The following is a 24,699-nucleotide window of genomic DNA, read 5'->3' as shown; positions in this document are numbered from 1 at the left end:
CCCGTGCTAAAAGCAGCCTGACAGGAAACGGCCCAAGAGCGGATGATAGGCGTGCGTCGAACAAACGGCCGGTTTCGAACAGCGGCCGGGGTTTCACTTTTGGCCGCTATTGGGTCGGCACCAGAAATGCGGGTCTTGGCGGATTTCAGGCCGTAGCCGCCAGGCCGGTTCCAGGGTCGAGGAGGACCATCAGGAGCGGCGTGAATTGGGGTGGTGAGCTGGCCGTCTGTTTTCGGGCGTTCAGATGGTGTAAGTGAACGTTTGTTGTGCCAAGCGCTTCATGCACCGAAGCGGACTTGACGCCTGACTTTGGGCGCCGGTCCAGTGCCATCGAAGGCCATATGCTTTTCGACAAAAAAGGCGTGCAAGTCCTTCTCAGGCAGCGCCTTCGAAAACAGGAAACCTTGAAGTTCATTACAGCCGGCGATCTGAAGTAAGCACTCCTGCTCCTCCGTTTCTACCCCTTCGGCAGTGACAGAAAGAGCCATCGCATGCCCTAGAGCAATCACCGCCTGCACGATTGCATTTGCCTCGGGATCGTGGCCGAGACGTCTTATGAAGCTCTTGTCTATCTTGATCCGATCGACCTTGAACTTCTTCAGGTAGCTCAGGCTCGAATACCCTGTACCGAAATCGTCAAGAGCAATTCGAAATCCTGAGGCGCGCAAGCCCTCCAGCGCCGTTTTCACAGCTATATCATCCTCGACGAGGATGCTCTCGGTCACCTCCAACTCGATTTGCTCAGGTTTAACGCCAGCCTCTAATACGATCGATTGGATCGAATGAGCCACGTCGGGGGTTCGAAATTGCATAGGAGAGATGTTGACTGCCATCGAGAGCTTCGGCCATTGGCGCGCTACGCGACAGGCCTCGGCAAGCACCCAGCCGCCTACTGCATTGATGAGCCCGCATTCCTCGGCGACCGGGATAAACGCGTCGGGCGCCAAATTTCCGCGAGTGGGATGCTTCCATCTCACCAGAGCCTCCAATCCCAATATGCGGCGCCCCGTGGCGTCTAGCTTCGGCTGATACTCCACGAAGAGTTCTCCGCCCGAGCGCAAAGCTGCTCTCAGCTCGTCTTCGATGACGCGTCGGCCGGCGATGCTCTCGTCCATCTTGGCGGTGAAGAAGCGATAGTCGTTGCGACCGGCTTCCTTAGCCTTGTACATCGCTATGTCGGCCTTCCTTAGCAGCTCGGTCCTCTCAGAGCCCTGGAAGGGGGAAATCGCCATGCCGATGCTGCCACCCACATGCACCGATGAGCCCAAGATCTCGAACGGCTTACGCAGCTCGCTGAGAATAGCGTTCGCAGCGTCCGAGAAATCATCCGAGACACGCCGATCGGCGAGGCAGATGGCGAATTCATCGCCACCAAGGCGTGCGACGACATCGCAGTCGCCTACGCAGTTGACGAGGCGAGCCGCCACCGCCTGGAGCAGCTGGTCGCCCGCCAAGTGACCTAGCGTATCGTTGACCTGCTTGAAGCGGTCGAGGTCGATCAGCATCACGCCGAGCAGCGTATCCAATCCAGCTGCGCCGATCGCTTCATCGACGAACCTGCTGAACGAGGCTCGGTTTGGAAGACCAGTCAACGCGTCATGGTTGGCGAGGTAGAGAGCTTGCGCCTCTGTAGCCTGCAGCTCCGATCGCGCTTCTTCAAGGCGCTGGATGGACTTCGCATCCTTGGACATTAGCCGGCCTACGCTGGCAGTCAGTGCCGCGAGTAAACCCAATAGGGCAAGGAGCGCCACTCCTCCCTGGAGTAGCACCGAACGCAGAATTCCCTTGCCCGGCATCTCGGGTAGCCACGTAAAATAGCCGATTGGCTTACCGTCCCACGAAGATAGGGCGACGCTGTACACAGCGGAGCTATCGATAGCGGGTGACTTGGTCACACGTGCACCGACAATCCCCCGTTCGCGCTGGAGATTTTGCATAAGGCTCGTATTCAAATAGCGGATGCTAATGAGCAGCGGCTCTGTGCCGGTGGTAGCGCCGGCTCCATACGAATCTGGCATCATGCGCATGACGCTCGCGGCCGCCACTTTCCCCTCGATATCAACCAGGTCGGTCGCATGCACTGCAAAAGGGGACGTGCGGACGGTACTTTGTGGATGGATCTCTTGATTCGGAAGACGCTCATGCGGGTTTGCCTGGTCGCTGCTTTGCCCGCGCGCCTCAGCTATCAGGAAGGCTACTCCCTTCTGAACGCGCAGGAATATCTCTGGATTGACCCGAACACCGTGTTTCATCGCGTAGAGAGGGCGATCTTGGCCGTCCACGATGATGTCAACTTCGTGATTGAACACGTAGTTCAGCCACGTTCCAACATTCTGGTCCAGCCAATCCAGGTCAGGCTTTCGCTTGCTCACTTCGGCGAAGGCTGGATCCCAAATGGCAACCCCTGCCTGACTTTGAGCGAGTTCGTCGAGCGTTGCGCCAATCGCAAGGCGTACCTCCCGCACCTGCCTGTCACGGGTCACTGCATCGCTCTTCTCTGCAGTGATCCACAAACTCCAGAGGCCGAACAGTACCAGTGCTCCAGCCAGGCAGATGGCAGGTAGCGCGACGAACACGAGAAAACGCTGTCGAGGCTTTGCAATGTGGAAGAGCCGAAACTGGTACATCGAAGCCTGCGCGGGATAAAGAGGGAGAAGCATCAATCCCCGGTCGCTTTTTCAAGCCTAGCCTAATTTGGCTCGAGGTGCCCCAAACTGTAATTATAGGCGAGTTTGCTGCTGGTGGTACGCTCCTGTCGATATGCGCTCGGTGATGCGAAGGAGGCTGCCCAGCTTAGTTACTCAAGATCCATGCTCGGGGGACCGAGGTATCGAAGCTGGCTGTTGCGCACACATCATGCCGCGCACATACCTAGCTCGGGCGTGCCACGGCCGTTGAACGGGCGTCCGTTTTGAACAGCACTGCTATCGGAGCTGTAGTCCGAGATTTGGGGTGTCAGCGGTCCTTCCGTCTACGGACAAGCGAACGACCGCTGTCGCGAACAGCGGCGATCGTCCTGAACGTCCGCAACTGGGTCGTTTGCTGACAGGCAGGTTTTGGCACAGGATTGCAGCAAGCTGCCAGTCCGCTTTCGGTCAATGCTCGTCGCGGCGCGAATGTCCGATATTGGGTGGAAAGCTGCCGCTCCCCCGGACAACAAAGCGCCGCCAGTCTTTCGACCAGCGGCGCTAAGTGCATGTTACGAATGTAATCAGGCGGAGAAGCGCAGCCGCAGCTTATTTTGGTTTTCGTCGCGACGGCGGCGCATTGCCACCCCGACAAAGCCAAAGCCAAGCAGCATCATCGCCCAAGTAGCAGGCTCCGGTACAGCATTAGAAACTGTGATGTTGTCCACGATCGCGTCGACGTTATTCAAGCCAGCACTAGTCACGTTAAAGTTTGTGGTGCCGCCAGTGCCTAGGAATGAAAAGCCACCGCTTTGGAAGGCCAGATTGTTGTTAGCAACTGGATTGAAGATAAATGATTGCCCCCCCGCATTAAAAGTGAGTGGCTCGGTCCCTTGGCCCAGTGCGCTAAAATTGAAGGTGACAGAGTATAACTGGCCCAGCATCGTGTCGAAGGACGTCGCCAGCGAACCGCTCGCCGCGTTGCCTCTGCCAAACGTCACGAACGTGTTGCTCGTGTCATTCGGCGTGCCGCAGCATTGGACGTAGTCAGCACTAGTGTTGAGAAGTGCATTACCGTTGAGCGTAAAGACCCCCGGTCCACTTTCAAAGTCCTCTGAAATGATAATCGCGGCGTTGGCCGAGGTGGCGGCCATACCAAAGCAGGCAGCGAACAGCGCTTTTTTCAACATAAATAAGCCTTAGGAGCTATCACACACCGTGCGCGATTTGAGAGTGAAGCTGCGTTAAGTTATCGTTTATTATGCGCAATCCTGTTTCGCCGCTCAAATAGCTGTGTTCCAAATTGGGACAGGTCTGGCAGGGCCTACGCTAGAGGCAATGCTCAGCGCTTGCTCACTGGCTCGGGACAACGCGCCAAGCAAAAACTCTGTTCGTGGGTCGTTACGCGACAGGCAGCTTCTGATAAAAATCAGGCGATAGCAGCCTGAACGGTCCCAGGGTCGTCACTAGCCACCGGGAACGGCGTGAATTGGGGTGGTTAGCTGCCATGTCTCTCGCACACCAAAACGCCGCCAGTCGTTAGACCAGCGGCGCCCTCACTACGCTTGGAGTACCGATCAAGCGTAGGAGACAGTAACCTTTTGCCTCCGCTTAGCAGAACGCATTGCTCCGCCAACGAAACCAAAGCCCAGCAACATCATTGCCCATGTTCCAGGCTCAGGAACTGGCGCGGCAACCTCTGAGATGACAAGAGTGCTATTCGAGGAAGGCGCGAACGGATTAGTCAATTGAAAGGTGCCACGTGCGAAGACTGGTGCACTACCTGGGCCTGAAAAGAGGGGCCCGCCATTCGCAAATTGAGTGAAGCCAAGTCCTGAAGCAACGACATTAAAGTCAGCAATCAAAGATGTTCCGAAGCTAATCAGGCTGATTGTGGATTCCAGACCGTTGACAGTTCCCTGAGCATTTCTGAAAATTGCCTGCTCGCCTACGAAGCTGCTTCCAAAGCTGTCTGGTATGGGGTTTGAGTCGAGTTCGAACGTAACATTGCGCCCTCCAGTAAGCTCAAACAGTAAGGTCGCGGCGTTTGCTGGTACCGCTATCGTTGCAGCGAGGGACGCTGCTGTCGTGGTCAATAGGGTCTTTAACTGCATAAATAAATTCCGATTCTTGAGGTAATCTTCTGATGCGGGTGGTGAACGAAACTTACCCGCGGCGTCGTGACAGGTCCGTGCGACCTGCGACCATAAAGAAGATACCCGGGAGAGGCCCCACCGGATGCAGCAGCTTGAACATTTAATTATTTTTTGATATTTGCTTGCCTGTGCATCCTCCGACAGATTGTTTATTTAGCGACAACCCTCTGTTAACCTTATTGGTATTTGGAGATTTCATCGGTCGCTCAATCAGGATCTCTCGCGTGAGGATTGAAGAGTCTCACCAATCGCCGGCTGAGCGCGGGAGTGTTAGAGTGTTAGTGCGGCCGGACCATTTTTAGGAGTGAGGCCCAGAAACCGCTCTTGGGTCGTTAGCCAACAGGCCGCTTTTGGCAGCCAATCCCAGAAATCAGCCGGTCCGCTTCCGGTGAACGCCGGTTGAAGCCGGAATGTCCGAAATTGGGGTGGTTAGCTGCCACAGACCGAAGGCTCAGCGCTTTACATTCGACTCGAATCTTCAATCAACGCAGCCTCTAATCGAAGCCTCAATTGAGTCTGCGAGTGCGGCATCTGAGCTAACTTTGAGGACGGTCGATCCATCATCTTCAATCAGCGTTAAACGAGTTGCATTTCCCCGGTCGCTGAAGGACTTATTCCATAATTTTGAACTTCGGGTAGACAGTAATTCCCCCATCCGTTTTCTCTTTATGAATGCCTGAATTGCGGGGCATTTAAGAATATCAGCTTCGGTTTGGGAGCTTCGTAATTCTAATCGAACCCGTGGGTTGCTTCCCGTTGGACCCACCGAACCAACCCAAATCGCTGTTAAGACGGCAAAGCTCAAAACAAGACTAAGCGGAAAGGATCAGCGCATAGAGCGAGGTTATAGCCGATCATCGATGTCTGCAATTGGGTCGCTAGCCGACAGGCAGCTTTTGGAAAAAATCCCATCAACCAGCCAGCCCCCTACCGTGGACTGCCACTTTCGCAGTAAGTATCTTCCCTCTCGTCATTGCGAGGAGCGTAGCGACGCGGCAATCCATGGCGCGACTTCGCGGGCCGCCGCTGCGGTCGTGTCGGGCGGAAGGCGTCGGTCGTGGCTTGCCGCACCGCCTGCGGCGGCTCGCAATGACGAGGGAGATCACAAGGCCGGGGCAACGGATCCCGCTCGGGAGACCCACGCCACCGGTAGCGCCCCGATCAGCTCGCGGTCACGCCTGCGGCATGGTCCTGCACCAGCTCGTAGGCGCGGTCGTACCATTCGTTGCCAGGATAGTTGGAGCCCAGCACCGCGGCGTATTTCACCGCTTCTTCGGGAATCCCCAGCGCCAGGCTGCTCTCGGTCAGGCGATAGAGCGCCTCGGGGGCGTGGCTGGTGGTCTGGAAGGTGTCGACCACGTTCTGGAACCGCATCTGCGCCGCGATCCAGCGGCCGCTGCGCTGGTAATAGCGGCCGATTTCCATCTCCTTGCCCGCGAGGTGGTCTTCCACCAGGTCGAGCTTCAACCGCGCATCGGCAGCGTATTCGCTCTGCGGGAAACGGCGGTTGACCTCGGTCAGCGCGGTGCGCGCCTGCTCGGTGATCTTCTGGTCGCGCTGGACGTCGCTGATCTGCTCGTAATAGCTCAGCGCGATCAGGTAGTAGGCGTAGGGCGCGTCCTTGTTGCCCGGGTGGATCGTCAGGAAGCGCTGCGCCGACTGGATCGACTTGTTGTAATCGGCGCCGGCGTAATAGCTGAACGCGCTCATCAGCTGCGCGCGGCGGGCCCAGGGCGAATAGGGGTGCTGGCGCTCGACCTCGTCGAACAGCGCCGCTGCCAGAGTCGGCTGCCCGCGATCGAGCCGCTGCTTGGCCACCGAATACAGCGATTCGACATCGCGCGCGACATAGGCGGTGTCCTGTTCGCCGCCCCCGGTGGAGGCGCAGGCGCCGGTGAGCAGGGTGGCGCCCGCGAGCGCGGCGGCGAGGATCGGCTTTGTTGTCATGGGGACGGCCTATAGCCAGCACCGCGCTGAACGCCAAGTGAAGGTGTGGGCCCGGATGCGCTTAATGCCCGCCGCAGAACCTGCGCTGGCTGTCTGCGCTCAGTTCACCCCTTCGGGAGCGTCCCACAGCAGATGGCGGTTTTCCAGCAGCACCAGATTGTTGCTGCGGATGATCTCGCCCTTGGTGCGATAGCCGAGCAATTGCTGTTCGTCGGTGTCGGGATTGCTGAGCAGCACGCGCAATTCCTCGGAGGAAAAATCGCTCAGCCCTCGCGCCCGCTCGATCCCGGTGCCGTCGTAGATATGCAGCACATCGCCGCGCGCGAAATCGCCATCCATCGAAACCACGTCGTCGCGGCAGATCGGCCGCTCGCCGCTGGTCAGCGCATTGGCCACGGCCTTGCTGACCGACAGGCTGCCGGCCATCTGCAGCCGGTTGGCGATCCAGCTGTCCCAGCCCGACATCGGATTGGGATGCGGCAGGATCCTCGTCGCGCGGCGCTCGCCGGACAGCACGGTGCTGAGCGGGCGGTCGGCCTCGCCCTGCGCGATCCAGGTGGTGCAACCCGCCTCCTGCGCCATATTGGCGGCCAGCAGCTTGGTCTCCATGCCCCCGGTGCCCAGCGTGCTCTTGCCCTTGGTGGCCTGCATATATTTCGAGACGTCCTCGACCTCGGGTACGAAAACGGCCTCGGGATCGTCGGGATTGCGGTCGTAGAGGCCATCGACCCCGGTGAGGATGATCAGATCCTTGGCGCCGATCATCTGCGCGACCTTGGCTGCCAGCCGGTCGTTGTCGCCGACGCGAATCTGCTCGGTGGTGATGGTGTCGTTCTCGTTGACGATCGGCAACACCCTCGCCTTCAGCAGGCGATGAACCGTGTTGCGGGTGTTGAGGAATCGGCGATGGTCCTCGAAATCCCCCAGTGTCAGCAGCACCTGCGCGATTTCCATGCCGAATTCATGCCCCACCTGACGATATGCGTTGAGCAGGACCGGCATTCCGCAGGCGGCAGCCGCCTGCTTGTCGGAAAGACCGGCGCTCTCGGGCGTTTCCCCCATGAGACGCAGCCCCAGCGCGACCGAGCCCGAGGAGCAGACGATGACGTCATAGCCATCGGCGCGCAGCCGGTTGATGTCCTCGAGCAGCCGCTGGAGGAAGCCGAACCGTGGGGTAAGCAGGTCCTGGTTGGCCAACAGGGCTGAACCGATTTTTACGACTACGCTGCGTTTGGTGGTCACAATAGAATTTCCGCTGGGTTGAAAACGATACGATTTCCACATAGATAGCGATGGTGCAGTGCACAACCCGCGTGATTGAAATCTCTTCGGTCGTCGCGATATATCAAACACCCTGGCGCAGCGAAACCTATTCGTTATCTATTGAATCGGAAACCCGGTGAAATAGATTGAAGCTCGAAAAATTATCGCGAGGAGCGACTTATCACTTTTTCCAAAATACTCATGATCGGTTGCGGCAAGATGGGCGGCGCCTTGCTCGACCACTGGATGACCGGCGATGAGAACTTCACGATCGTCGATCCGGGCCTCGAACACGCCCCCGACGGAGTGCGCCTGTTGGCGGATCGCGCCGCGCTGGGCGACGAACGTTTCGATGTCGTGGTCGTCGCGATCAAGCCGCAGATGATCGCCGACCTGATCCCGCCCTATCGCGACCATCTCGAACCGGGCGGCTATGCGCTCTCGATCGCTGCGGGCACCTCTGCAGCGCGGATCGCCCAGGCGATGGGCGGCGCGCCGGTCGTCCGGGTCATGCCCAACCTCCCCGCCGCGGTCGGTCGCGGGGTCAGCGGGCTTTACGCCGATCCTGCCGCCGAAACCGCGCCGCTGACGCATGCCGAGGCGATGATGCGCCGCGCAGGCGCCACCGTCAGCGTCGACAGCGAGGACAAGCTCGACAGGGTCACCGCGGTTGCGGGCTCCGGCCCGGGCTATGTCTTCGAGATCGCCCGCGCCTATGTCGCCGCGGCGACCGGGATAGGCTTCACCGAGGACGAGGCGCGCGCGATGGTGCTGGGCACGATGGGCGGCGCGGTCGCCATGGCCGAAGCGCATGGCGCGCCCGATCTGGAAACCCTGCGCAATTCGGTGACCAGCAAGGGCGGCACTACCGCCGCCGGGCTCGACGCGCTCAATGGCGACGACCTCATTTCGGCCCGGATGCGCGAAACGCTCGCTGCGGCTTACAACCGGGCGGTCGAGCTGCGCTGATCAGCGCCTCTCCCGCCCCTCCTCCTGCAAGGAACTCACGATGAACGACCAGACACTCGACCCGCAACTCCATATCCACGAACTCGGCAGCCGCGCCCGCGAGGCCGCGCGCCAGTTGCTCACAGCCAGCACCGAGGCCAAGAACAAGGCTTTGATCGAGGCGGCCAAGGCGCTGCGCGCAGCGATGCCGACGCTGCTGGAAGCCAATGCCAGGGATGTCGCCAGCGTTGCGGGCAAGAAGGACGCCAGTTTCATCGACCGGCTCGAACTCGACGAGGCCCGGATCGAGGGCATGGCATCCGCGCTCGAGCAGATCGCCGAGCTGCCCGACCCGGTGGGTCGCCAGCTGGCGCAGTTCGATCGCCCCAACGGGCTCAAGATCGAGCGTGTCGCGGTGCCGATCGGGGTAATCGGGATGATCTACGAATCGCGCCCCAATGTCGGCGCGGATGCCAGCGCACTGTGCCTCAAATCGGGCAATGCGGTGATCCTGCGCGGTGGCAGCGAGAGCCGCCATTCCACCCGCGAGATCGTCGCCTGCATGCAGGCCGGGCTCGAGGCCGCCGGGCTCCCCGCCGATGCCGTCCAGACCGTCCAGACCACCGACCGAGCCGCGGTCGCCGCGCTGCTCCAGGCCGATGAATTCGTCGATCTGGTGATCCCGCGCGGCGGGCGCGGGCTGGTCGAGCTGGTCCGCGACCAGGCCAGCGTGCCCACGCTGCTGCACCTCGATGGCAATTGCCACAGCTATGTCCACGAGGCCGCCGACATCGACAAGGCGGTCGCGATCATCCGCAACGCCAAGATGCGCCGCACCGGCGTCTGCGGCGCGACCGAGAGCGTGGTGGTCGACCGCGCGGTCGCCGCGCAGGTGATCCCCAAGCTGGCCGACGCGATGGCGGGCGAATGCGAATTGCGCGGCGATGCCGAGGCGGTGAAGATCGACTCGCGGCTCACCCGCGCGAGCGAGGAAGACTGGGACACCGAATATCTCGGCCCGATCGCCTCGGTGAAGATCGTCGAGGGCCTGGAAGAGGGCATCGCCTGGGTCGACACGCACTCCTCGCACCACACCGACGCCATCCTCACCGAAGACGCCGATGCCGCGCGCCGTTTCATGACCGCGATCGACAGCGCGGTGGTGATGCACAACGCCTCGACCCAGTTCTCCGACGGCGGCGAATTCGGCATGGGCGCCGAGATCGGCATCGCCACCGGCAAGATGCACGCCCGCGGCCCGGTCGGGCTCGAACAGCTCACCAGCTTCAAATATCTGGTGCATGGCGACGGGCAGACGCGGCCGTAGTTTGTTTTTTGTTTAGCCTCAGGCGCCGACGGGGCCATCCGGCCTCTTAGGCTTGTCCTCGCATAAGCTCGGGCGGGCGGTCGGCCTTGCGACGCTTGCGGCGTCGTCCGAGCGCGAGCCATTGGCCTGGTCCGCAGAACGGACCCGCTAGGGTCCGCAAGGCCGACCGGCCGCCCGCAGGCCCGCGAGGGCCGAGGATATCGCGAGCGCGGAGGCGCTTGCGCAAACAAAAAACTCCGCCCGCCCACATCTGTTTTCCTACACGCGACAAATCTGCTTCATCATCGCGGATGACCGATCCCGACTCGCAAACCGCGCCCCCCGCCCCTGACTCCCTCGCCCCGCAATCGCCGCGCGGTACGCTGCCGGCCTTCGCGCCGGTGCCGCGGCTCAAGCAGCGCTCCAACGGCTGGACCGCTGCGGTGCAATGCGCCTTTATCGAGGCGCTGGCCGACACCGGCAGCGTGGCGAGCGCCTGCCGCGCGGTCGCGCGCGCCGATCACGGCGCCTATCTGCTGCGCCGCCACCCCGAGGCGGACGAGTTCCGCGCCGCCTGGGATGCCGCGCTCGATCTCGGCATCCGCCGCATCGAGGACGTCGCGATGGACAGAGCGCTCAACGGGGTCGAGGTCCCGGTCTATTCCTATGGCAAGCTCGTCGGCACCCGCGTGGTCTACAACGACCGCCTGCTGATGTTCATACTGCGCAACCGCGCGCCCGAGCGCTTCACCGAGGGCAAGCCAAAGGGCCTGAACGCGGTCGACGCGGCGGAGATGAGGCGGCGCAAGCAGCAGTGGCGCAGCGAGTGGGAGGAGGAGCAGAAGCGCGCCAACAGCTACGAGGCGGAGGACGAGGTGCTCGCCTCGATCGACCGCAAGCTCGCCTCGATGCGCAAGAACTGGCTGTACTATATGAGCCCGCGCACCCGCGCCGCCTACGACGAATTCGCGCGGCTCGAGCACGAGGACAAGGCCGCGGGCTACGACTGCCGCCAGGACCCCGAGCACCCCAGCTCGCGCGCCTATCAGGACCGCCAGCGCGAGGAGGAAGACCGCGCCCGCGAGGCCGCCGGCCTCCCCCCGATCCCGGAGGAGACCGGCGAGATGCCGACGATCATCCACTATCAGGCGGAACTGGACAAGGAGACCGAAGTCTTCCTCGCCGAGGAACGCGCGAAGGACAAGGCGGCGGCGGAAGCGGTGGCGAGGCGAACGGCGGAGCCGGGTGTGCGGGGGTTCAAGGATGAGGGGTGGGATTGATGCGCTCTACCTAGCTGGAGAGCGCAAGTCCGGGCCGCGCCAGCGGACCGCAAGGGCGACCGCCCGCCCGAGCTTATGCGAGGAAAGCCAAGGGGCGCGGATGCGCCCCGCCCGGCGCCTGAGGGCCCAAACAAAAAACTCAAGCCACAAGCGCTAGAGCTTGAAGCAATGCTCCCGATGCCACGCGAGGAACGCCGGATGCGGGCGCTCCGCTTCGCGGCTTGGCGCCACTGCCCGCCGCGTCGGATTGATAATCGCCTCGATGCTTGCCGGATCGTTGACCTGCCGCGACACCATGATGTCGAGATCATCCGACAGCCCGATCAACCCCCGGTCGAACATCCAGTGCGCGGTGCCTGACAGCGCCAGCCCATTGCGGATGCTGTCGGGTCCGCCATGCTCGACCGGGCGGATATGCGCCGCCTCGGCCTCCAGCCGGCCCCCGCCGTTGACGAGCTTCCACCCCGTCACCGCGCAGCGCCCGTCATAGGCGTTCAGCACCGCGCGCCGGAACGCCCGGTCGCGGAACGGGCGGTTGAGCAACGTCTGCACCATGGGCCGCTCGACCTCGAACGGCATTTGCGGATTGTCCCGTACAAGGTTCAGCGGTTGGAGATCGCCGGTGCGTGGCAGCGTATCGTCCTCGGGCAGGCCCAAGGCGATGATGCGCGCGAAATCGGAATTGGAGAGCGGGCGCACAGCAGCCTGCGCGTTGGCCAGATCGCGTTCGACTGGCTGGCCATCCACTACGTGCGGAACGGTCGGCGAGAACGGCAGATAGCTGCCCTCTTCGATCAGGGCGCGGTAGCGATCCGATATGTCAGGATCAGGAATGATCCGCTCGACCTTCGCCACAGCGAAGAAGCCCTTGGACTGCGGCAGCTTGACCGGCTCGCGATAGACTATCCAATCGCCGACCACCTGCTTGGCGCGGCTGAGATAGCTCTTCGGAAACTGGTAATGCACCTCGGGGATGTCGTCGTAGATCGATCCATCCTTGTGCATGAAAACACCAAAGGTCACTTAAACCTGTCCATTTTCCCCTCTGGGATTGATAAACCGCCGTCGACGAGCCCATACGTATCGACTGCGAAGATTGGAAGGCAAGCAAGAATGTCGAAACCTTTACTCACATTCAATTTGAATGCGTTTCTCAAAATCTACTCGATGGATACCGCGAAACAGATTTCAGAAATCGGACGCAGGTTACAGGGCGAGGGCTCGGGATACGACTATTACAAAAACTTTGCGATGGCGGTTCGTGCATTCGCTTCCAAAAAATCTTCTGATGAAATTGCTTACATTTTAGAAAGCGCCAGCCGCCCTGACGAGGTAAGCTACAACAAAGCTGCCTTCACCAATTTTAAGAAACGTTTTGGAAGCAAGAAGACCCTGGAAAACTTCACGAAGGTCGGGCGACTCCAATTGGCCGACGGGCAATTGGAAGTCCGTTCAACCCCACTGATTTCATTCGAAGCTTCTGGAACGCTCTCTGTCGTTCATTTTTGGTGCTCGCAGCAGCCACCAATGGACAAGGCGAAGGCGAACATAGCTTGCTACATTTTACAACAATCGTTTGCTAAAACCGCCCCGAATTACAAGTACTGCCTATTTGACGCAGTAAATGAGAAATTATATACTGGCACAAACAACACCGCTAGCCAAGCAGTTGATATAATTGCCAAAAATATAGTTAGTATAGCGAAAAGCCATCGGTGAGAAAGCTTCTCATATTTGGCAACGGGCTAGGGATGTCCATCTCCCCGTTGGCTTTCGACCTCCGTCTGGTCATGACCAAGGTCTGGCGAGGCCAATTTTTGTCGGATGAGCAACGCGAATTGATGATGGCGTGCCTTCCGGCGGGGCTAACTGAACCCTCATCGGAAGACCAGTTAGCAACTCTACAGGAAATTGTGGCAGCTTGCGAAACACTCCTGAAAATTAGATCGGAAGGCCCTCAACACTGGCTAACAGAGCAGGGTCAGGATTTTCCAAATGCAGTGCAACGGTTCGCTTTCGAAGTTTCGCGCGCTATGTACGTTGCGAAGCATCCTCATGGTCTAAATGAGGGGGAGTCGTGTGGGTTGCCTGGACACTTCGCGGGACCGCTAAATGAGTTCGTTCGCACAAGTCAATCACATGTTGCCACTCTAAACTATGATGGACTTCTTGTTCGGAGCTTTCGGCAAGCTGAGCTTTTTAATGGCGCCCCTCCAATTCTAAGAGACGGGTTCGTCGATGATACTTTTGCACGGACGAACCTATTTCGCGAAGGTGAGTTCGGTGGGTGGTACATGCATTTGCACGGGTGCCCCCTTTTTCGTGACAAAGGAGTTGAGACATTTGGGAAGCTAAGCGAAGCTTCCCTGCGTCGTGACACGTCAAGATTAAAAGGCGTGGGCACACATGTGGTGCTCACTCACGCGATGCAGAAGCCGAGTGTGATAAGCGCATCAAGACTACTAGAAACGTACTGGGAGTTTCTTCGCCTAGCGATTGACGAAGCCAGTGAGGTTGTGTTGTTAGGTTACAGTGGCAATGATAACCACCTGAATAGACTGATCGCACAACGTGCTGCTGATAAACCCATTCGAGTCGTCGAATGGCTCGGCGCTGGCGCGGCTACACTTCGTGAGCCATTCTGGAAAACTCAGCTAGGTGGCAACAACGTAACGCTGGTGCAGAAAGAAGATGTGCTCCTGTTTACCGACTGGACCTGAAATCAGTTTCGGCAGGCCATCTTACCTCTACTCCTCCCCCATCCGCAGCGCCGCGATAAACGCCTCCTGCGGAATGCTCACATTACCATACTCGCGCATCCGGGCCTTGCCCTTCTTCTGCTTGTCGAGCAGCTTCTTCTTGCGGCTGATGTCGCCGCCGTAGCATTTGGCGGTCACGTCCTTGCGCAGCGCGGCGATGGTTTCGCGGGCGATCACCTTGCCGCCGATCGCGGCCTGGATCGGGATCTTGAACAGGTGGCGCGGGATCAGGTCCTTGAGGCGCTCGCACATCCCGCGGCCGCGCTCTTCCGCCACCGCGCGGTGGACGATCAGGCTGAGCGCGTCGACCGGCTCGTTGTTGACGAGGATGCTCATCTTGACGAGGTCGCCCTCGCGCAGGCCGATCTGCTCGTAGTCGAAGCTGGCATAGCCGCGGCTGATGCTTTTGAGGCGGTCGTAGAAGTCGAACACCACCTCGTTGAGCGGCAGCTCGTAGCTCACCTGCGCGCGGCCCGCGACATAGGTGAGATCGGTCTGGATCCCGCGGCGGTCCTGGCACAGTTTCAGGATCGAGCCGAGATAGTCGTCGGGGGTGTAGATCACCGCCTTGATCCACGGCTCCTCGATCATCTCGATCCGGCTGGGGTCGGGGTAATCGGCCGGATTGTGCAGCTCGATGACCTTGGCGTCCTCGTTCTTCGTGTGGCCGAGCTGGATGCGGTAGACCACCGATGGCGCGGTGGTGATGAGGTCGAGATCGTATTCGCGGGTCAGCCGCTCCTGGATGATCTCGAGGTGCAGCAGGCCGAGGAACCCGCAGCGGAAGCCGAAGCCCAGCGCGGCGGAGCTTTCCATCTCGAAGGAGAAGCTGGCGTCGTTGAGCCGCAGCTTGCCGATGCTCTCGCGCAGCTTCTCGAACTCGGCGGCGTCGACCGGGAACAGCCCGCAGAACACCACCGGCTGGACTTCCTTGTAACCCGTCAGCGCCTTGGTGGCGCCGCCCTTGACCGTGGTGATGGTGTCGCCGACGCGGGCCTGCTCGACCTCCTTGATCTGCGCGGTGATGAAGCCGATCTCGCCGGGGCCCAGCTCGGGCAGTTCGACCCGCTTGGGGGTGAAGGCGCCGACGCGGTCGATCAGGTGCTGCGTGCCGCCCTGCATGAAGCGGACATTGAGACCCTTCTTGAGCACGCCGTCGATGACCCGCACGAGGATGACCACGCCGAGATAGGGGTCGTACCATGAGTCGACCAGCATGGCCTTGAGCGGGGCGTCGCGGTCGCCCTTGGGGGCCGGGATGCGCTTGACCACCGCCTCGAGGACATCGACGATGCCGATCCCGGACTTGGCGCTGGTGAGCACCGCGCCGCCATCGCGCCAGTCGCCGCTGGCGGTCAGGCCGATGATGTCCTCGATCTCGGCGCGGACCTTGTCGGGGTCGGCGGCGGGGAGGTCGATCTTGTTGATGACGGGGACGATCTCGTGGTCGTGCTCGATCGACTGGTAAACATTGGCGAGCGTCTGCGCCTCGACGCCTTGCGCCGCGTCGACCACCAGCAGCGCGCCCTCGCAGGCGGCGAGGGAGCGGGAGACCTCATAGGCGAAGTCGACATGGCCGGGCGTGTCCATGAGGTTGAGGTGGTAGGTCTCGCCATCCTCGGCGGTGTAGCGCAAATTGACCGTCTGGGCCTTGATGGTGATCCCGCGCTCGCGCTCGATGTCCATGTTATCAAGGACTTGCTCGGACATCTCGCGCAGGGTGAGCCCGCCGCACTGCTGGATCAGCCGATCCGCCAGCGTGGACTTGCCATGGTCGATATGCGCGATAATGGAAAAATTGCGGATCTTGGAAAGGTCAGTCATCCCCCCGCGCATAGCCGCGCTGGCACCCCGCGCCAAGCGACAGATTGGCGGGGCGATCAGTCCGTGCGGAGGGGTTGTGCCGGGGCTTCGCTCGCCAGCTTGAACTGGGGGTAGCTGCGGGGTGCTTCGCCGATGCTAGACTTGCCAGGCGGCAGCGCTTGCAGGGGCGCACCCGCAGCGGCGAGCTCGTAGGGACTGACCCGAGACCGTGTGCACAGTCCGCCCGCGCCATCGTCGACCAGCACCTCCTCGAACTCGACACCCTGGGTATCGTTCATCGTCCGGGTGACGGTGCACACCGCGAGCTGGCCTTGCCCGAAATCGAGCACGAACAGCGTCCCCACCGGCACGTCGCACAGCCCCTGGATCATCGCACCCGAGCGCGACAGATTGCGCAGCGTGACCTCGTAATAATGGTCTTCGTGGATTACCCCGACCTTGCGGAAGACGGTGCGCCGGCTGGCGCGCTGGTTGCCGCTGTCGGTGGGTGCAAGGCGCCATTCGCCGCAGGCGATTTCCTCCAGAACCTGCGGCGCGGCAAGCGCTTCGGAGAACACGAAGCCCTGCGCTCCGGCAAGGCCGAGCGACTTCAATTCCTCGAGCAGGCCCAGCGCGTGGACCCCGGTCGCATGGGTTTCCATCCCCAGCGCCCCGGCGAGCGCGACGATTGCGCCGACCATGCCCATGTCGCCATGCTCGTGGCGCACCGAGCTCTCGAAGAAGCCCGCACCGATCGTGACCGCCGTGAACGGCGCGCGGCGCAGATAGCCGAGCGAGGTAAAGCCGGTGCCGAAGTCGTCGAGCGTGAGACGCACACCGAGCTTGAACAGCGCCGACAACGTGGTGTCGACCGCACAGGCATCGCCCTGAAGGATCGCTTCGCGCAGTTCCAGCTCGAGCCGCGCCGGATCGAGTCCGGTCTGCTCGAGCACTTGCGCGACCATGGCCGCGAAACCGTTGGCGAAGAACTGGACCGGGGAGATATTGACCGCCACGCGCAGGCTGGCGGGCCAGCCGAGCGCATCCTCGCAGGCCTTGCGCAGCGCCCATTCGCCGATCGGAACGATCAGCCGGCTGCCCTCGGCGACGGGGAGGAAGGTCTCCGGGCCAACCCGACCGCGCTCCTCGTCCTGCCAGCAATATTGCGCTTCGAGACCGACCACGCGGTTGTCCGCGAGCGCGACCTGCGGCTGGTATTCGAGCGAGAAATGCCCGCTCTCGAGCGCCTGCGCCAGATCCGCTTCCATCCGCTTGCGCAGCTTGGCTTCGTGTTCGAGATCGGCGGCGTAGAAGCGGAATTGTCCGCGCCCGCCGTTCTTCGAGGCGTAGAGCGCCAGATCCGCAGCGCGGGTCAGCTCTTCGCGTTCCACCCCGTCATAGGGGGCGATCGCGATCCCCACCGAACAGCCGATGGTGCAGCGCCCCTCGTCCACCGAATAGGGCTGCGAGATCATCGCGATGATCTTCTTGGCCAGTTCGCCCAGCTCGCCGCGATCGTCCATGTCGGGGATCAGCAGCTGGAATTCATCGCCCCCCAGCCGACCGATCTCGCCGCGCCCCGCGACCACCGCGTGGAGCCGCTCGGCAACTTGCTGGAGGAGCTGATCGCCCGCCGCATGGCCGAGCGTATCGTTGACTTGCTTGAAGCGATCGAGGTCGAGCATCAGGACCGCCGCCTGGCGCTTGGCGGCGCGGAAGGCGGCCAGGGTCGAATCGATCCGCTGTTCCATCCGGTGGCGGTTCGCCAGCCCGGTCAGCGAGTCGAACTTGGCCAGCCGCGCGGCTTCTTCCTCGCCGCGAAACTCTTCGGTGATGTCGAAGCCGGTGCCGCGAAAGCCAAGGAATTCTCCATCGGCGTCGTAATGTGGCCGGCCCGACAGCCGCAGGACCAGATCGACCGACTCCATCGCCGACCCCACGGTGAGACTGGCGAAGGATTTGCGCGTGGCGAGCTTGAGCCCGAGCGAGCGGCCGTCGGCCTCGCCATCGGCAGGGACGAAATGCGCCTGCAGCGGATCGCCGACCAGCTCTTCGGCCGCGAGCCCGAACCGGGCCGGAATTGAGGGGCTGAGATAGGCGATGCGGCCTTGTGCATCGGTGGACCAGAACAGGCTGGCCCCGCTCGCTTCGAGCTGCTCGACGAGCGCGAGCTTCTCGTGATCGACCAGTGCGACGGCTACACGATCGACCACGCCGTCTGCCGCAGCCTCGGCGGACGGCGGGACGGTGCTTTTTCGTGCCTTGAACAATTCGGAAAAGGGCATCGCCCCCATGGTCCGTCAGCCTTCCTGCGATGTAACTCGGACGCTCGCGGGGTCTCTCCGGACCAGCCTTCAGGCCTTTAGCGAGCCTGCCCGGAAGTAAGCGCCAATGGTTAGCTTTTCGATAAGGGAGCCTGTTCGATCAGGCTGCGTGACGCGTGCCCGTTATCGCCCGCGGAGGGCCCACTTCGACCTCGACGAACTTGCGCTCGCGGGAATTGCGCGACTGCTGTTCACCGAACAGCATGGTGTAGGCATCCTGCGGCAGAGCGGTAAGCGGTCGGCCCGCGGCTTCGATCTCGTAAGGCGAAACGCGATGACGCGTGCACCAGCCCTCGGCACCGTCGCTGATCAATGGAGTTTCGAACTCGACCCCCTGAACCGATTTGCGCGAACGACGCACGGTCGCGACCGCGAGCTGCCCGCCGCCCAGATCGAGCACGCAATTGGTACCGAGCGGGACCTCTGCCAGGCCTTCGATCATCGCACCGGTCTTGGACAGATTGCGCATCACCGCCCGGTAGCGGTAATCCTCGATGATAACGCCGATGCGACGAAAGACGGTGCGCCGGTCCGCGCGATATTTCTCCGGCCCACGCGCTTCGTATTCGAGGGAATTGCTTTCGAGCCGCGCGACGACCTCGTCATTGGGCATGGCGGCGGAAAAGATATAGCCCTGGACGTGACTTGCGCCGCGCTTCTTGACCAGTTCGAGTTCGTCCTTGGTCTCGACCCCCTCGGCCACGGTCTGCATGCCCAGCGCCTCGGCCAAGCCAACGATCGCGCTCATGATCGCGCGGTTGTTGTTGCCGGACTCGGTCGCCCCGCGCACGAAGCTCTGGTCGATCTTGATCTTGTCGAACGGGGCGGTCCGCAGATAGCTGAGCGACGAATAGCCGGTGCCGAAATCATCCAGCGCCAGCCGGACGCCGATCGCCTTGAGCTCCTCGAACATCCGCTGGGTACGCCCCGTGTCGCCCAGAAACACCGATTCGGTAATTTCCAGCTCCAGCCGGTCGGGGGCGAGGCCGGTCGATTTGAGCACCCGGTCGACGATAGCGGAAAAATCGTCATGGACGAACTGGATCGCCGAGACGTTGACCGCGACGCGCAACGGCACCGGCCAGGCCGCTGCATCGCGGCACACCCGCTCCAGCGCCCAGTCGCCAAGTGCCTTGATATGGTTGATTTCCTCGGCGACCGGGATGAATTCGGCGGGCGGGATATTGCCTTTATCGGGGTGCTCCCAGCGCATCAGCGCCTCGAAGCACGACACCTTGTTGGTTTCGACATCGATGATCGGCTGATAATGCATCGCCATCTCATCCTTGGCGAGCGCGTCGCGCAGATCCTCCTCGACTTGGCGACGGTGATTGGCACCGTCCTTCAGATCGCTCGAATAAAAGCGGTATTTGCCCCGCCCGCTGCCTTTGGCGCTGTAGAGCGCAAGATCGGCGGCCTTGACGATCTCCTCGGAATCGAGGCCATCATAGGGCGCGATCGCCACTCCGATCGACGCGCCCACGACCGCGCGCAAACCGTTGATGGAATAGGGCTGCGACAGCATCTGGATCAGCTGGCCGCTGAGATCTCCGAGCACCCCGCGGTCGTCGATATTGGGGAGCATGATCTGGAACTCGTCTCCCCCGACCCGGCCGATATCGCCCATATGCCCGACCATCTGCTGCAGCCGCGCCGCGAACTGCTTGAGCAATTCGTCGCCAGCGGGGTGCCCGAGGGTATCGTTGACCTGCTTGAACCGGTCGAGATCGAGCATCATTAGCGCGCAGCACTGCTTGGAGTTGCGATAGGACTTGAGCGTCTTGTCGAGCCGCATCTCCATCCGGCGGCGGTTGGACAGGCCGGTCAGCGAGTCGAATTGCGCCATGCGCTCGGCGTCGCGCTGCTTCTCGCGGCTGGAGGTGATATTCTTCGCGCTGCCGCGATAGCCGGTGAATTCGCCAGCATCGTCGTGCTGCGGTTTGCCGGCAATCTCCCAAAAAGTTGTCTCGGTCGCGCGCTTGACCGTGACGGGCAGTTCGGAAATCGAGTTGCGCGCGCCGAGCAGGAACGCGAGCGGGCGACCCTCGCGCTCGTCGGCGCCATCGGAATCGGTGGTGAAAAGCTCGGTCAGCGGCGTTCCGATGATATCCTCGGGCGCCCAGCCATGCGCTTCGCAGGCGGAGCGGGTAAGATAGGTCAGCCGGCCATTGGCATCGGTCGCCCAGAACCAGCCGAGCCCCGCCTTTTCGAAGGTATCGAGCAGTTCGAGCCGACGCACAGCATCGTCGCTCGCGATGGGGACGACCTGCCGCATCGGGCCCGCCCCGTCGTTCGCTCCTGCATTGCGCGAAACGCGCGAAAAAAATCCGCCCATGGCCATCTGCCAAGGCCTCCTGAATTGCATGCTGCCGGTCGCGAACCGTTGTTATTAAGCCACCGCATTAATGCCCAATTCTTGACGAATGCATAACCGACACCGACTCGCCGTTGCGCTTGCCAGCGCCGAACCTGCGCGCCATGTTCGCGACTGGAGGGTCGAACATGCGCCATATTGCGATCATCGGTTCCGGACCCGCCGGCTATTACACGGCGGAGGCGGCCCAGAAGCGCTGGGGTGAAGCGGTCCGGGTCGACATCTTCGACCGGCTCCCGGTGCCCTTCGGCCTGATCCGCACTGGCGTCGCGCCGGATCACCAGTCGATCAAGGGCGTGGCGCGCCGCTACGAGAAAACCGCCTTGACCGATCACGTCCGCTTCGTCGGAAATGTCACCATCGGCGACCAGGTCGGGGTCGGTGAATTGCAGGCGCTGTACGACGCGGTGATCCTGGCGACGGGCGCACCCGAAGATCGGACGCTTGGCCTGGAAGGGCAGGACCTGCGCAATGTGTTCGGCAGCGCGGGTTTCGTGGGCTGGTACAACGGCCATCCGCAATTTGCAGCGTTGGACCCCGATCTCTCGGGCAAGCACGCAGTGGTGATCGGCATGGGCAATGTTGCGCTCGATGTGGCGCGAATCCTTGCCAAGACCGAGCGCGAATTCTCGGCTTCGGACATCGTCGCGCATGCGCTCGACCGACTCAAGACGAGCGGGATCGAGACCATCACGATCCTTGGTCGGCGCGGCCCGCACAACATCCTGATGACGCCCAAGGAATTGGGCGAACTGGCACAACTCGAAAGCGCCAGCCCGCGCGTGGACCCGGCCGATCTGCCGCCGATCGACGAGGATGCCATCCTCGAGCCGGGCCTGCGCAAATCGGTCACCCATCTGCGCAGCTTCGCAGCCATCCCGCAGAGCGAGCACGCAGGCAAGCCGGTCGGCATCCATTTCGATTTCTATGCCAGTCCACAGGCTCTGCTTGGTGATGACGGCCGGGTTCAGGCGGTGCGGGTCGAGCGCACCGCGGTGATGGGAGGGCGCCCGATCGGCACCGGCGAGACCTACGAACTGCCTGCCGATCTGGTGGTGAGCTGCATCGGCTATCGCACCACGCCCATTCCCGATGTGCCTTTCGACGAGCGCGGAGGCCATTTCGCCAACGAGCATGGCCGCATCTCGCCCGGCCTTTATTGCGTCGGCTGGGCCAAGCGCGGACCCTCGGGCACGATCGGCACCAACCGGCCCGATGGCTATGCGGTGATCGATCTGGTCGCCGAGGATATCGCTGACGGCGCCGACAAGCGCGGCCGCGAGGGCTTCGACGAGCTGGCCCAGGCGCGCGGACTGAAGGTGGTTACCTTCAGCGACTGGCAGAAGATCGAACAGGCCGAAATCGCTGCCGCCCGCGAAGGCGCACCGCGCGAGAAATTCGTCGATATCGCCAGCATGATTGCCGCGCGCGACTGATTGGTCGATGAGGCCGCCTGAACCCGCAAGACAGGAACACCGCGTGACCCGATCCAAGAAGAAGGCGATGACCGCCACCATCGAAATGATCGAGGCAGGCGGGCGCACACTGCGCGTGGCGCATTGGCGGCTCGACGAGCCATCCGATCACCCGCCGATCCTGTTCTTCAACGGTATCGGCGCGAATATCGAGGCGGTCGCTCCGCTTGCCGAGCGGCTGACCGACCGCGGCTTCGTGATGTTCGACATGCCGGGCACGGGCGAGAGCCCCGAACCCTCGGTGCCCTACAATCCCTCCACCATCAGCTGGACCGCCACGCGCATCCTCGACCGGCTCGGCCTCGACGAGGTCGATGTGATGGGGATCAGCTGGGGCGGTGCGATCGCGCAGCATTTTGCGCTCCAGCATCCCGGGCGCACCCGCCGTGTCGTCCTGGTGGCGACCACGGCGGGGATGCTGATGATACCGGGCGATCCCACAGCGATGGCCAAGATGATCGATCCGAGCCGCTACAGCGACCCGGAATTCCTGAACGAGCTTTTCATGTCGCTCTACGGCGGGATGGCGAAGCGCGCGGGCAGCAAGGCCGAACATCTCGGCAAGCTCACTCCGCCTTCTCCGCTTGGCTTCGGCTATCAACTGCTCGCCATGATGGGCTGGAGCAGCCTGCCGGCGCTGCCCTTCCTCGACAAGGAGGTGCTGATCATGATGGGCGCGGAAGACACCCTCGTCCCCCCGATCAACGGCAGTATCCTCGCTGCCGCGATCCCCAATTCGCGACTGGAGATATTCGAAGACGGCGGGCACCTGTTCCTGTTGACGCATGGCGATGAAAGCGTAGCCTGCCTGCGTGAGTTCCTCGACGCCCCGGACACCGAGGCGGAGCTGAAACGCGCGGCATAACACATGGTACGGCGGTTCAACGTCGGCCACTACTGTTGGGAGTTCGATGGAGTCAGCGCAACCGGATCCGCTTATCAGGCCGATATCGAGTCAATTCCCTCCCACCACTGAAGCAAGCTCCCGCGCCGCCCTCGGCGAAGGCGGCGCGCTCGACCGGAGCGGGTTCGCCTGGGCTGTGTTCGAATGGGCGCGCAACCCATACTACATCCTCATCGTCATCTATGTCTTCGCACCCTATTTCGCGCGCGACATCATCGGCGCCGATCTGCTCGCCAGCGGCGCGCTTTCCGATCTCGACCCCGACACCGCTCTGGCCATCGCCAATGCGCAAGGACAGGCCACGATCGCTTCGGTCACCAAATGGGCTGGCATCATCGCCGCGCTGACCGCACCATTCCTGGGCGCGGCACTCGACCGCGGCGGGCGGCTCAAGCCGGTCCTCGCGGTCGCGCTGACGACGATTGCGGTGAGTTCGAGCCTGCTGTGGTTCGCCATGCCCGGCGGACAGGGCCTGCCGATCCCGGGGATCATGGCGTTGCTGGTGATCGCCTATGTCGCCTTCACCTATTCCGAGGTCACGCATAACGCGATGCTCAGCGTCTCGGGGCGACCCGACCGGCTGTCGATGATTTCGGGGCTCGGCCTCGGGCTCGGCAATCTCGCCGCAACGCTCATCTTTATCGCACTGGTGCTGCTGTTCGTCCTCCCCGCGCTGACCGGCTGGCCCTTCGCCGCGCCGCTGTTCGGGATCGATATCGGCGAGTTCGAGCATATCCGCCTCGCCGGACCGATCTGCGGCGTCTGGCTGCTGGGCTTCTCGATCTACTTCTTCCGCCACGCCAAGGACCCCGGCGTGCCCGGTGCCAGCTGGCGCAAGGCGCTGGTCGAAGGCGCCAGGAGCGTGCTGCGCACGCTTCGCGAAGCGGCCAAATATCGCGAGCTGATGAAGTTCCTGGTGGCGCGGATGTTCTATGCCGATGCGATGGCGGCCTTGCTGGCGCTGGGTGCGGTCTATGTCGCGCTGTTCTTGGGCTGGGGCTTCCTCGAGATGCTCTGCTACGCGATCTTTGCCTCGGCCTGCGCCTTTGCCGGCGGGCTGTTCGGCGGCTGGCTCGACACCAGGATCGGGGTGAAGCGCGCACTGGTAGTCGAGATCGTCGCGATGATGATCGCCATGACCGCGCAGTTGAGCATCACCCGCGACAGCCTCGGCTTCGGTCTGATCGAGAACTACACCGTGTGGGACGGTCTGGCGTTCCAGACGCTGTCCGACATCGTCTATCTCTCGCTCATCAGCGTGGTCGCAATAGCCGCCACCGCGAGCCTCTCTTCGAGCCGGTCGATGCTGGTCACCTTGGCACCGCCGGGGCGCAGCGGCGAGTTTTTCGGGCTCTACGCCATCGCCGGCACGATCACCGTGTGGATGGGGCCGCTGCTGGTCCAGTATTTCACGCTGTGGTTCACCGACCAGCGGATTGGCATGGCCTCGATCGTCATCCTGTTCCTGATCGGGCTGACGACGCTCCTGTTCGTGCGCATGCCCGAGCGTGGCATTCGCACGGCCTAGCCTGC

The 24,699-nt window shown here is 62.1% G+C and carries 17 protein-coding genes; 8 read left to right on the top strand and 9 right to left on the bottom strand.

What is annotated here, in order from left to right; genetic code table 11:
• Positions 1 to 278 precede the first annotated feature (278 nt).
• The 5 genes from A9995_RS10840 to proB all read right to left on the bottom strand — a co-directional run bounded on the left by A9995_RS10840 (position 279) and on the right by proB (position 7,972).
• Positions 279 to 2,660, bottom strand: coding sequence for an EAL domain-containing protein (locus A9995_RS10840; RefSeq protein WP_082992653.1), 2,382 nt, complete (start codon positions 2,658 to 2,660; stop codon positions 279 to 281).
• Positions 2,661 to 3,211: 551 nt separating this feature from the next.
• Positions 3,212 to 3,814, bottom strand: coding sequence for a PEPxxWA-CTERM sorting domain-containing protein (locus A9995_RS17390; protein WP_233998180.1), 603 nt, complete (start codon positions 3,812 to 3,814; stop codon positions 3,212 to 3,214).
• A 390-nt stretch (positions 3,815 to 4,204) separates the two neighbouring features.
• Positions 4,205 to 4,741, bottom strand: coding sequence for a PEPxxWA-CTERM sorting domain-containing protein (locus A9995_RS16070; protein ID WP_082992652.1), 537 nt, complete (start codon positions 4,739 to 4,741; stop codon positions 4,205 to 4,207).
• Between the two features lie 1,203 nt (positions 4,742 to 5,944).
• Positions 5,945 to 6,730, bottom strand: coding sequence for an outer membrane protein assembly factor BamD (locus A9995_RS10830; RefSeq protein ID WP_067612851.1), 786 nt, complete (start codon positions 6,728 to 6,730; stop codon positions 5,945 to 5,947).
• A gap of 99 nt (positions 6,731 to 6,829) precedes the next feature.
• Positions 6,830 to 7,972 carry a glutamate 5-kinase gene (gene proB / locus A9995_RS10825; protein WP_199797258.1) on the bottom strand — a complete coding sequence of 381 codons (1,143 nt, stop codon included), beginning with the start codon at positions 7,970 to 7,972 and terminating at the stop codon, positions 6,830 to 6,832.
• A 222-nt stretch (positions 7,973 to 8,194) separates the two neighbouring features.
• Here proB and A9995_RS10820 point away from each other — a divergent pair, with 222 nt between their 5' ends.
• The 3 genes from A9995_RS10820 (at position 8,195) to A9995_RS10810 (ending at position 11,527) form a co-directional block, all read left to right on the top strand.
• A complete protein-coding gene (locus tag A9995_RS10820) occupies positions 8,195 to 8,962 on the top strand; it encodes a pyrroline-5-carboxylate reductase (protein ID WP_067612845.1) in 768 nt (255 codons plus the stop codon).
• A gap of 40 nt (positions 8,963 to 9,002) precedes the next feature.
• A complete protein-coding gene (locus A9995_RS10815; RefSeq protein ID WP_067612842.1) occupies positions 9,003 to 10,268 on the top strand; it encodes a glutamate-5-semialdehyde dehydrogenase in 1,266 nt (421 codons plus the stop codon).
• Positions 10,269 to 10,558: 290 nt separating this feature from the next.
• A complete protein-coding gene (locus A9995_RS10810) occupies positions 10,559 to 11,527 on the top strand; it encodes a hypothetical protein (protein WP_067612839.1) in 969 nt (322 codons plus the stop codon).
• A gap of 153 nt (positions 11,528 to 11,680) precedes the next feature.
• On the opposite strand, the gene A9995_RS10805 is transcribed toward A9995_RS10810, so the two are convergent.
• Entirely contained in the window at positions 11,681 to 12,550 is an 870-nt protein-coding gene (locus tag A9995_RS10805; protein ID WP_067612836.1) for an HNH endonuclease, read from the bottom strand.
• A 144-nt stretch (positions 12,551 to 12,694) separates the two neighbouring features.
• Here A9995_RS10805 and A9995_RS10800 point away from each other — a divergent pair, with 144 nt between their 5' ends.
• The gene (locus A9995_RS10800) at positions 12,695 to 13,246 is read left to right on the top strand and encodes a hypothetical protein (protein ID WP_168157389.1); all 552 of its coding nucleotides are present in this window, start codon (positions 12,695 to 12,697) and stop codon (positions 13,244 to 13,246) included.
• Positions 13,243 to 14,247, top strand: coding sequence for a hypothetical protein (locus tag A9995_RS16710; RefSeq protein ID WP_145916912.1), 1,005 nt, complete (start codon positions 13,243 to 13,245; stop codon positions 14,245 to 14,247). The genes A9995_RS10800 and A9995_RS16710 overlap by 4 nt, the downstream gene beginning before the upstream one ends.
• A 27-nt stretch (positions 14,248 to 14,274) precedes the next feature.
• Here A9995_RS16710 and lepA read toward each other — a convergent pair whose 3' ends face one another.
• From lepA to A9995_RS10785, 3 genes are all read right to left on the bottom strand, one after another.
• Positions 14,275 to 16,110, bottom strand: a complete 1,836-nt coding sequence (gene lepA, locus A9995_RS10795) for a translation elongation factor 4 (protein ID WP_067612830.1) — start codon at positions 16,108 to 16,110, stop codon at positions 14,275 to 14,277.
• A gap of 56 nt (positions 16,111 to 16,166) precedes the next feature.
• Positions 16,167 to 18,383, bottom strand: coding sequence for a bifunctional diguanylate cyclase/phosphodiesterase (locus tag A9995_RS10790; RefSeq protein WP_067612828.1), 2,217 nt, complete (start codon positions 18,381 to 18,383; stop codon positions 16,167 to 16,169).
• 130 nt (positions 18,384 to 18,513) lie between these two features.
• The gene (locus tag A9995_RS10785) at positions 18,514 to 20,748 is read right to left on the bottom strand and encodes a bifunctional diguanylate cyclase/phosphodiesterase (RefSeq protein WP_233998179.1); all 2,235 of its coding nucleotides are present in this window, start codon (positions 20,746 to 20,748) and stop codon (positions 18,514 to 18,516) included.
• Positions 20,749 to 20,915: 167 nt separating this feature from the next.
• Here A9995_RS10785 and A9995_RS10780 point away from each other — a divergent pair, with 167 nt between their 5' ends.
• From A9995_RS10780 to A9995_RS10770, 3 genes are all read left to right on the top strand, one after another.
• Complete coding sequence (locus A9995_RS10780) at positions 20,916 to 22,223, top strand: FAD-dependent oxidoreductase (protein ID WP_067613275.1); 1,308 nt, start codon at positions 20,916 to 20,918, stop codon at positions 22,221 to 22,223.
• A 43-nt stretch (positions 22,224 to 22,266) separates the two neighbouring features.
• Positions 22,267 to 23,127, top strand: a complete 861-nt coding sequence (locus A9995_RS10775) for an alpha/beta fold hydrolase (RefSeq protein ID WP_369815838.1) — start codon at positions 22,267 to 22,269, stop codon at positions 23,125 to 23,127.
• Positions 23,128 to 23,302: 175 nt separating this feature from the next.
• Positions 23,303 to 24,694, top strand: a complete 1,392-nt coding sequence (locus A9995_RS10770) for an MFS transporter (RefSeq protein WP_233998178.1) — start codon at positions 23,303 to 23,305, stop codon at positions 24,692 to 24,694.
• Positions 24,695 to 24,699 lie beyond the last annotated feature (5 nt).

It is taken from the genome of Erythrobacter sp. QSSC1-22B (assembly GCF_001678665.1).
Taxonomy (GTDB): Bacteria; Pseudomonadota; Alphaproteobacteria; order Sphingomonadales; family Sphingomonadaceae; genus Qipengyuania.
This window is presented reverse-complemented; position numbering and strand designations above follow the sequence as displayed.

Excerpts from the sequence above, each read along its gene's own strand:
- lepA (WP_067612830.1), bottom strand. The coding sequence starts at position 16,110 with ATGACTGACCTTTCCAAGATCCGCAATTTTTCCATTATCGCGCATATC.
- A9995_RS10785 (WP_233998179.1), bottom strand. The coding sequence starts at position 20,748 with ATGGGCGGATTTTTTTCGCGCGTTTCGCGCAATGCAGGAGCGAACGAC.
- A9995_RS10790 (WP_067612828.1), bottom strand. The coding sequence starts at position 18,383 with ATGGGGGCGATGCCCTTTTCCGAATTGTTCAAGGCACGAAAAAGCACC.
- A9995_RS10780 (WP_067613275.1), top strand. The coding sequence starts at position 20,916 with ATGCGCCATATTGCGATCATCGGTTCCGGACCCGCCGGCTATTACACG.
- A9995_RS10830 (WP_067612851.1), bottom strand. The coding sequence starts at position 6,730 with ATGACAACAAAGCCGATCCTCGCCGCCGCGCTCGCGGGCGCCACCCTG.
- A9995_RS10840 (WP_082992653.1), bottom strand. The coding sequence starts at position 2,660 with ATGCTTCTCCCTCTTTATCCCGCGCAGGCTTCGATGTACCAGTTTCGG.
- A9995_RS10820 (WP_067612845.1), top strand. The coding sequence starts at position 8,195 with ATGATCGGTTGCGGCAAGATGGGCGGCGCCTTGCTCGACCACTGGATG.
- A9995_RS10800 (WP_168157389.1), top strand. The coding sequence starts at position 12,695 with ATGGATACCGCGAAACAGATTTCAGAAATCGGACGCAGGTTACAGGGC.
- A9995_RS10815 (WP_067612842.1), top strand. The coding sequence starts at position 9,003 with ATGAACGACCAGACACTCGACCCGCAACTCCATATCCACGAACTCGGC.
- A9995_RS10810 (WP_067612839.1), top strand. The coding sequence starts at position 10,559 with ATGACCGATCCCGACTCGCAAACCGCGCCCCCCGCCCCTGACTCCCTC.
- A9995_RS16070 (WP_082992652.1), bottom strand. The coding sequence starts at position 4,741 with ATGCAGTTAAAGACCCTATTGACCACGACAGCAGCGTCCCTCGCTGCA.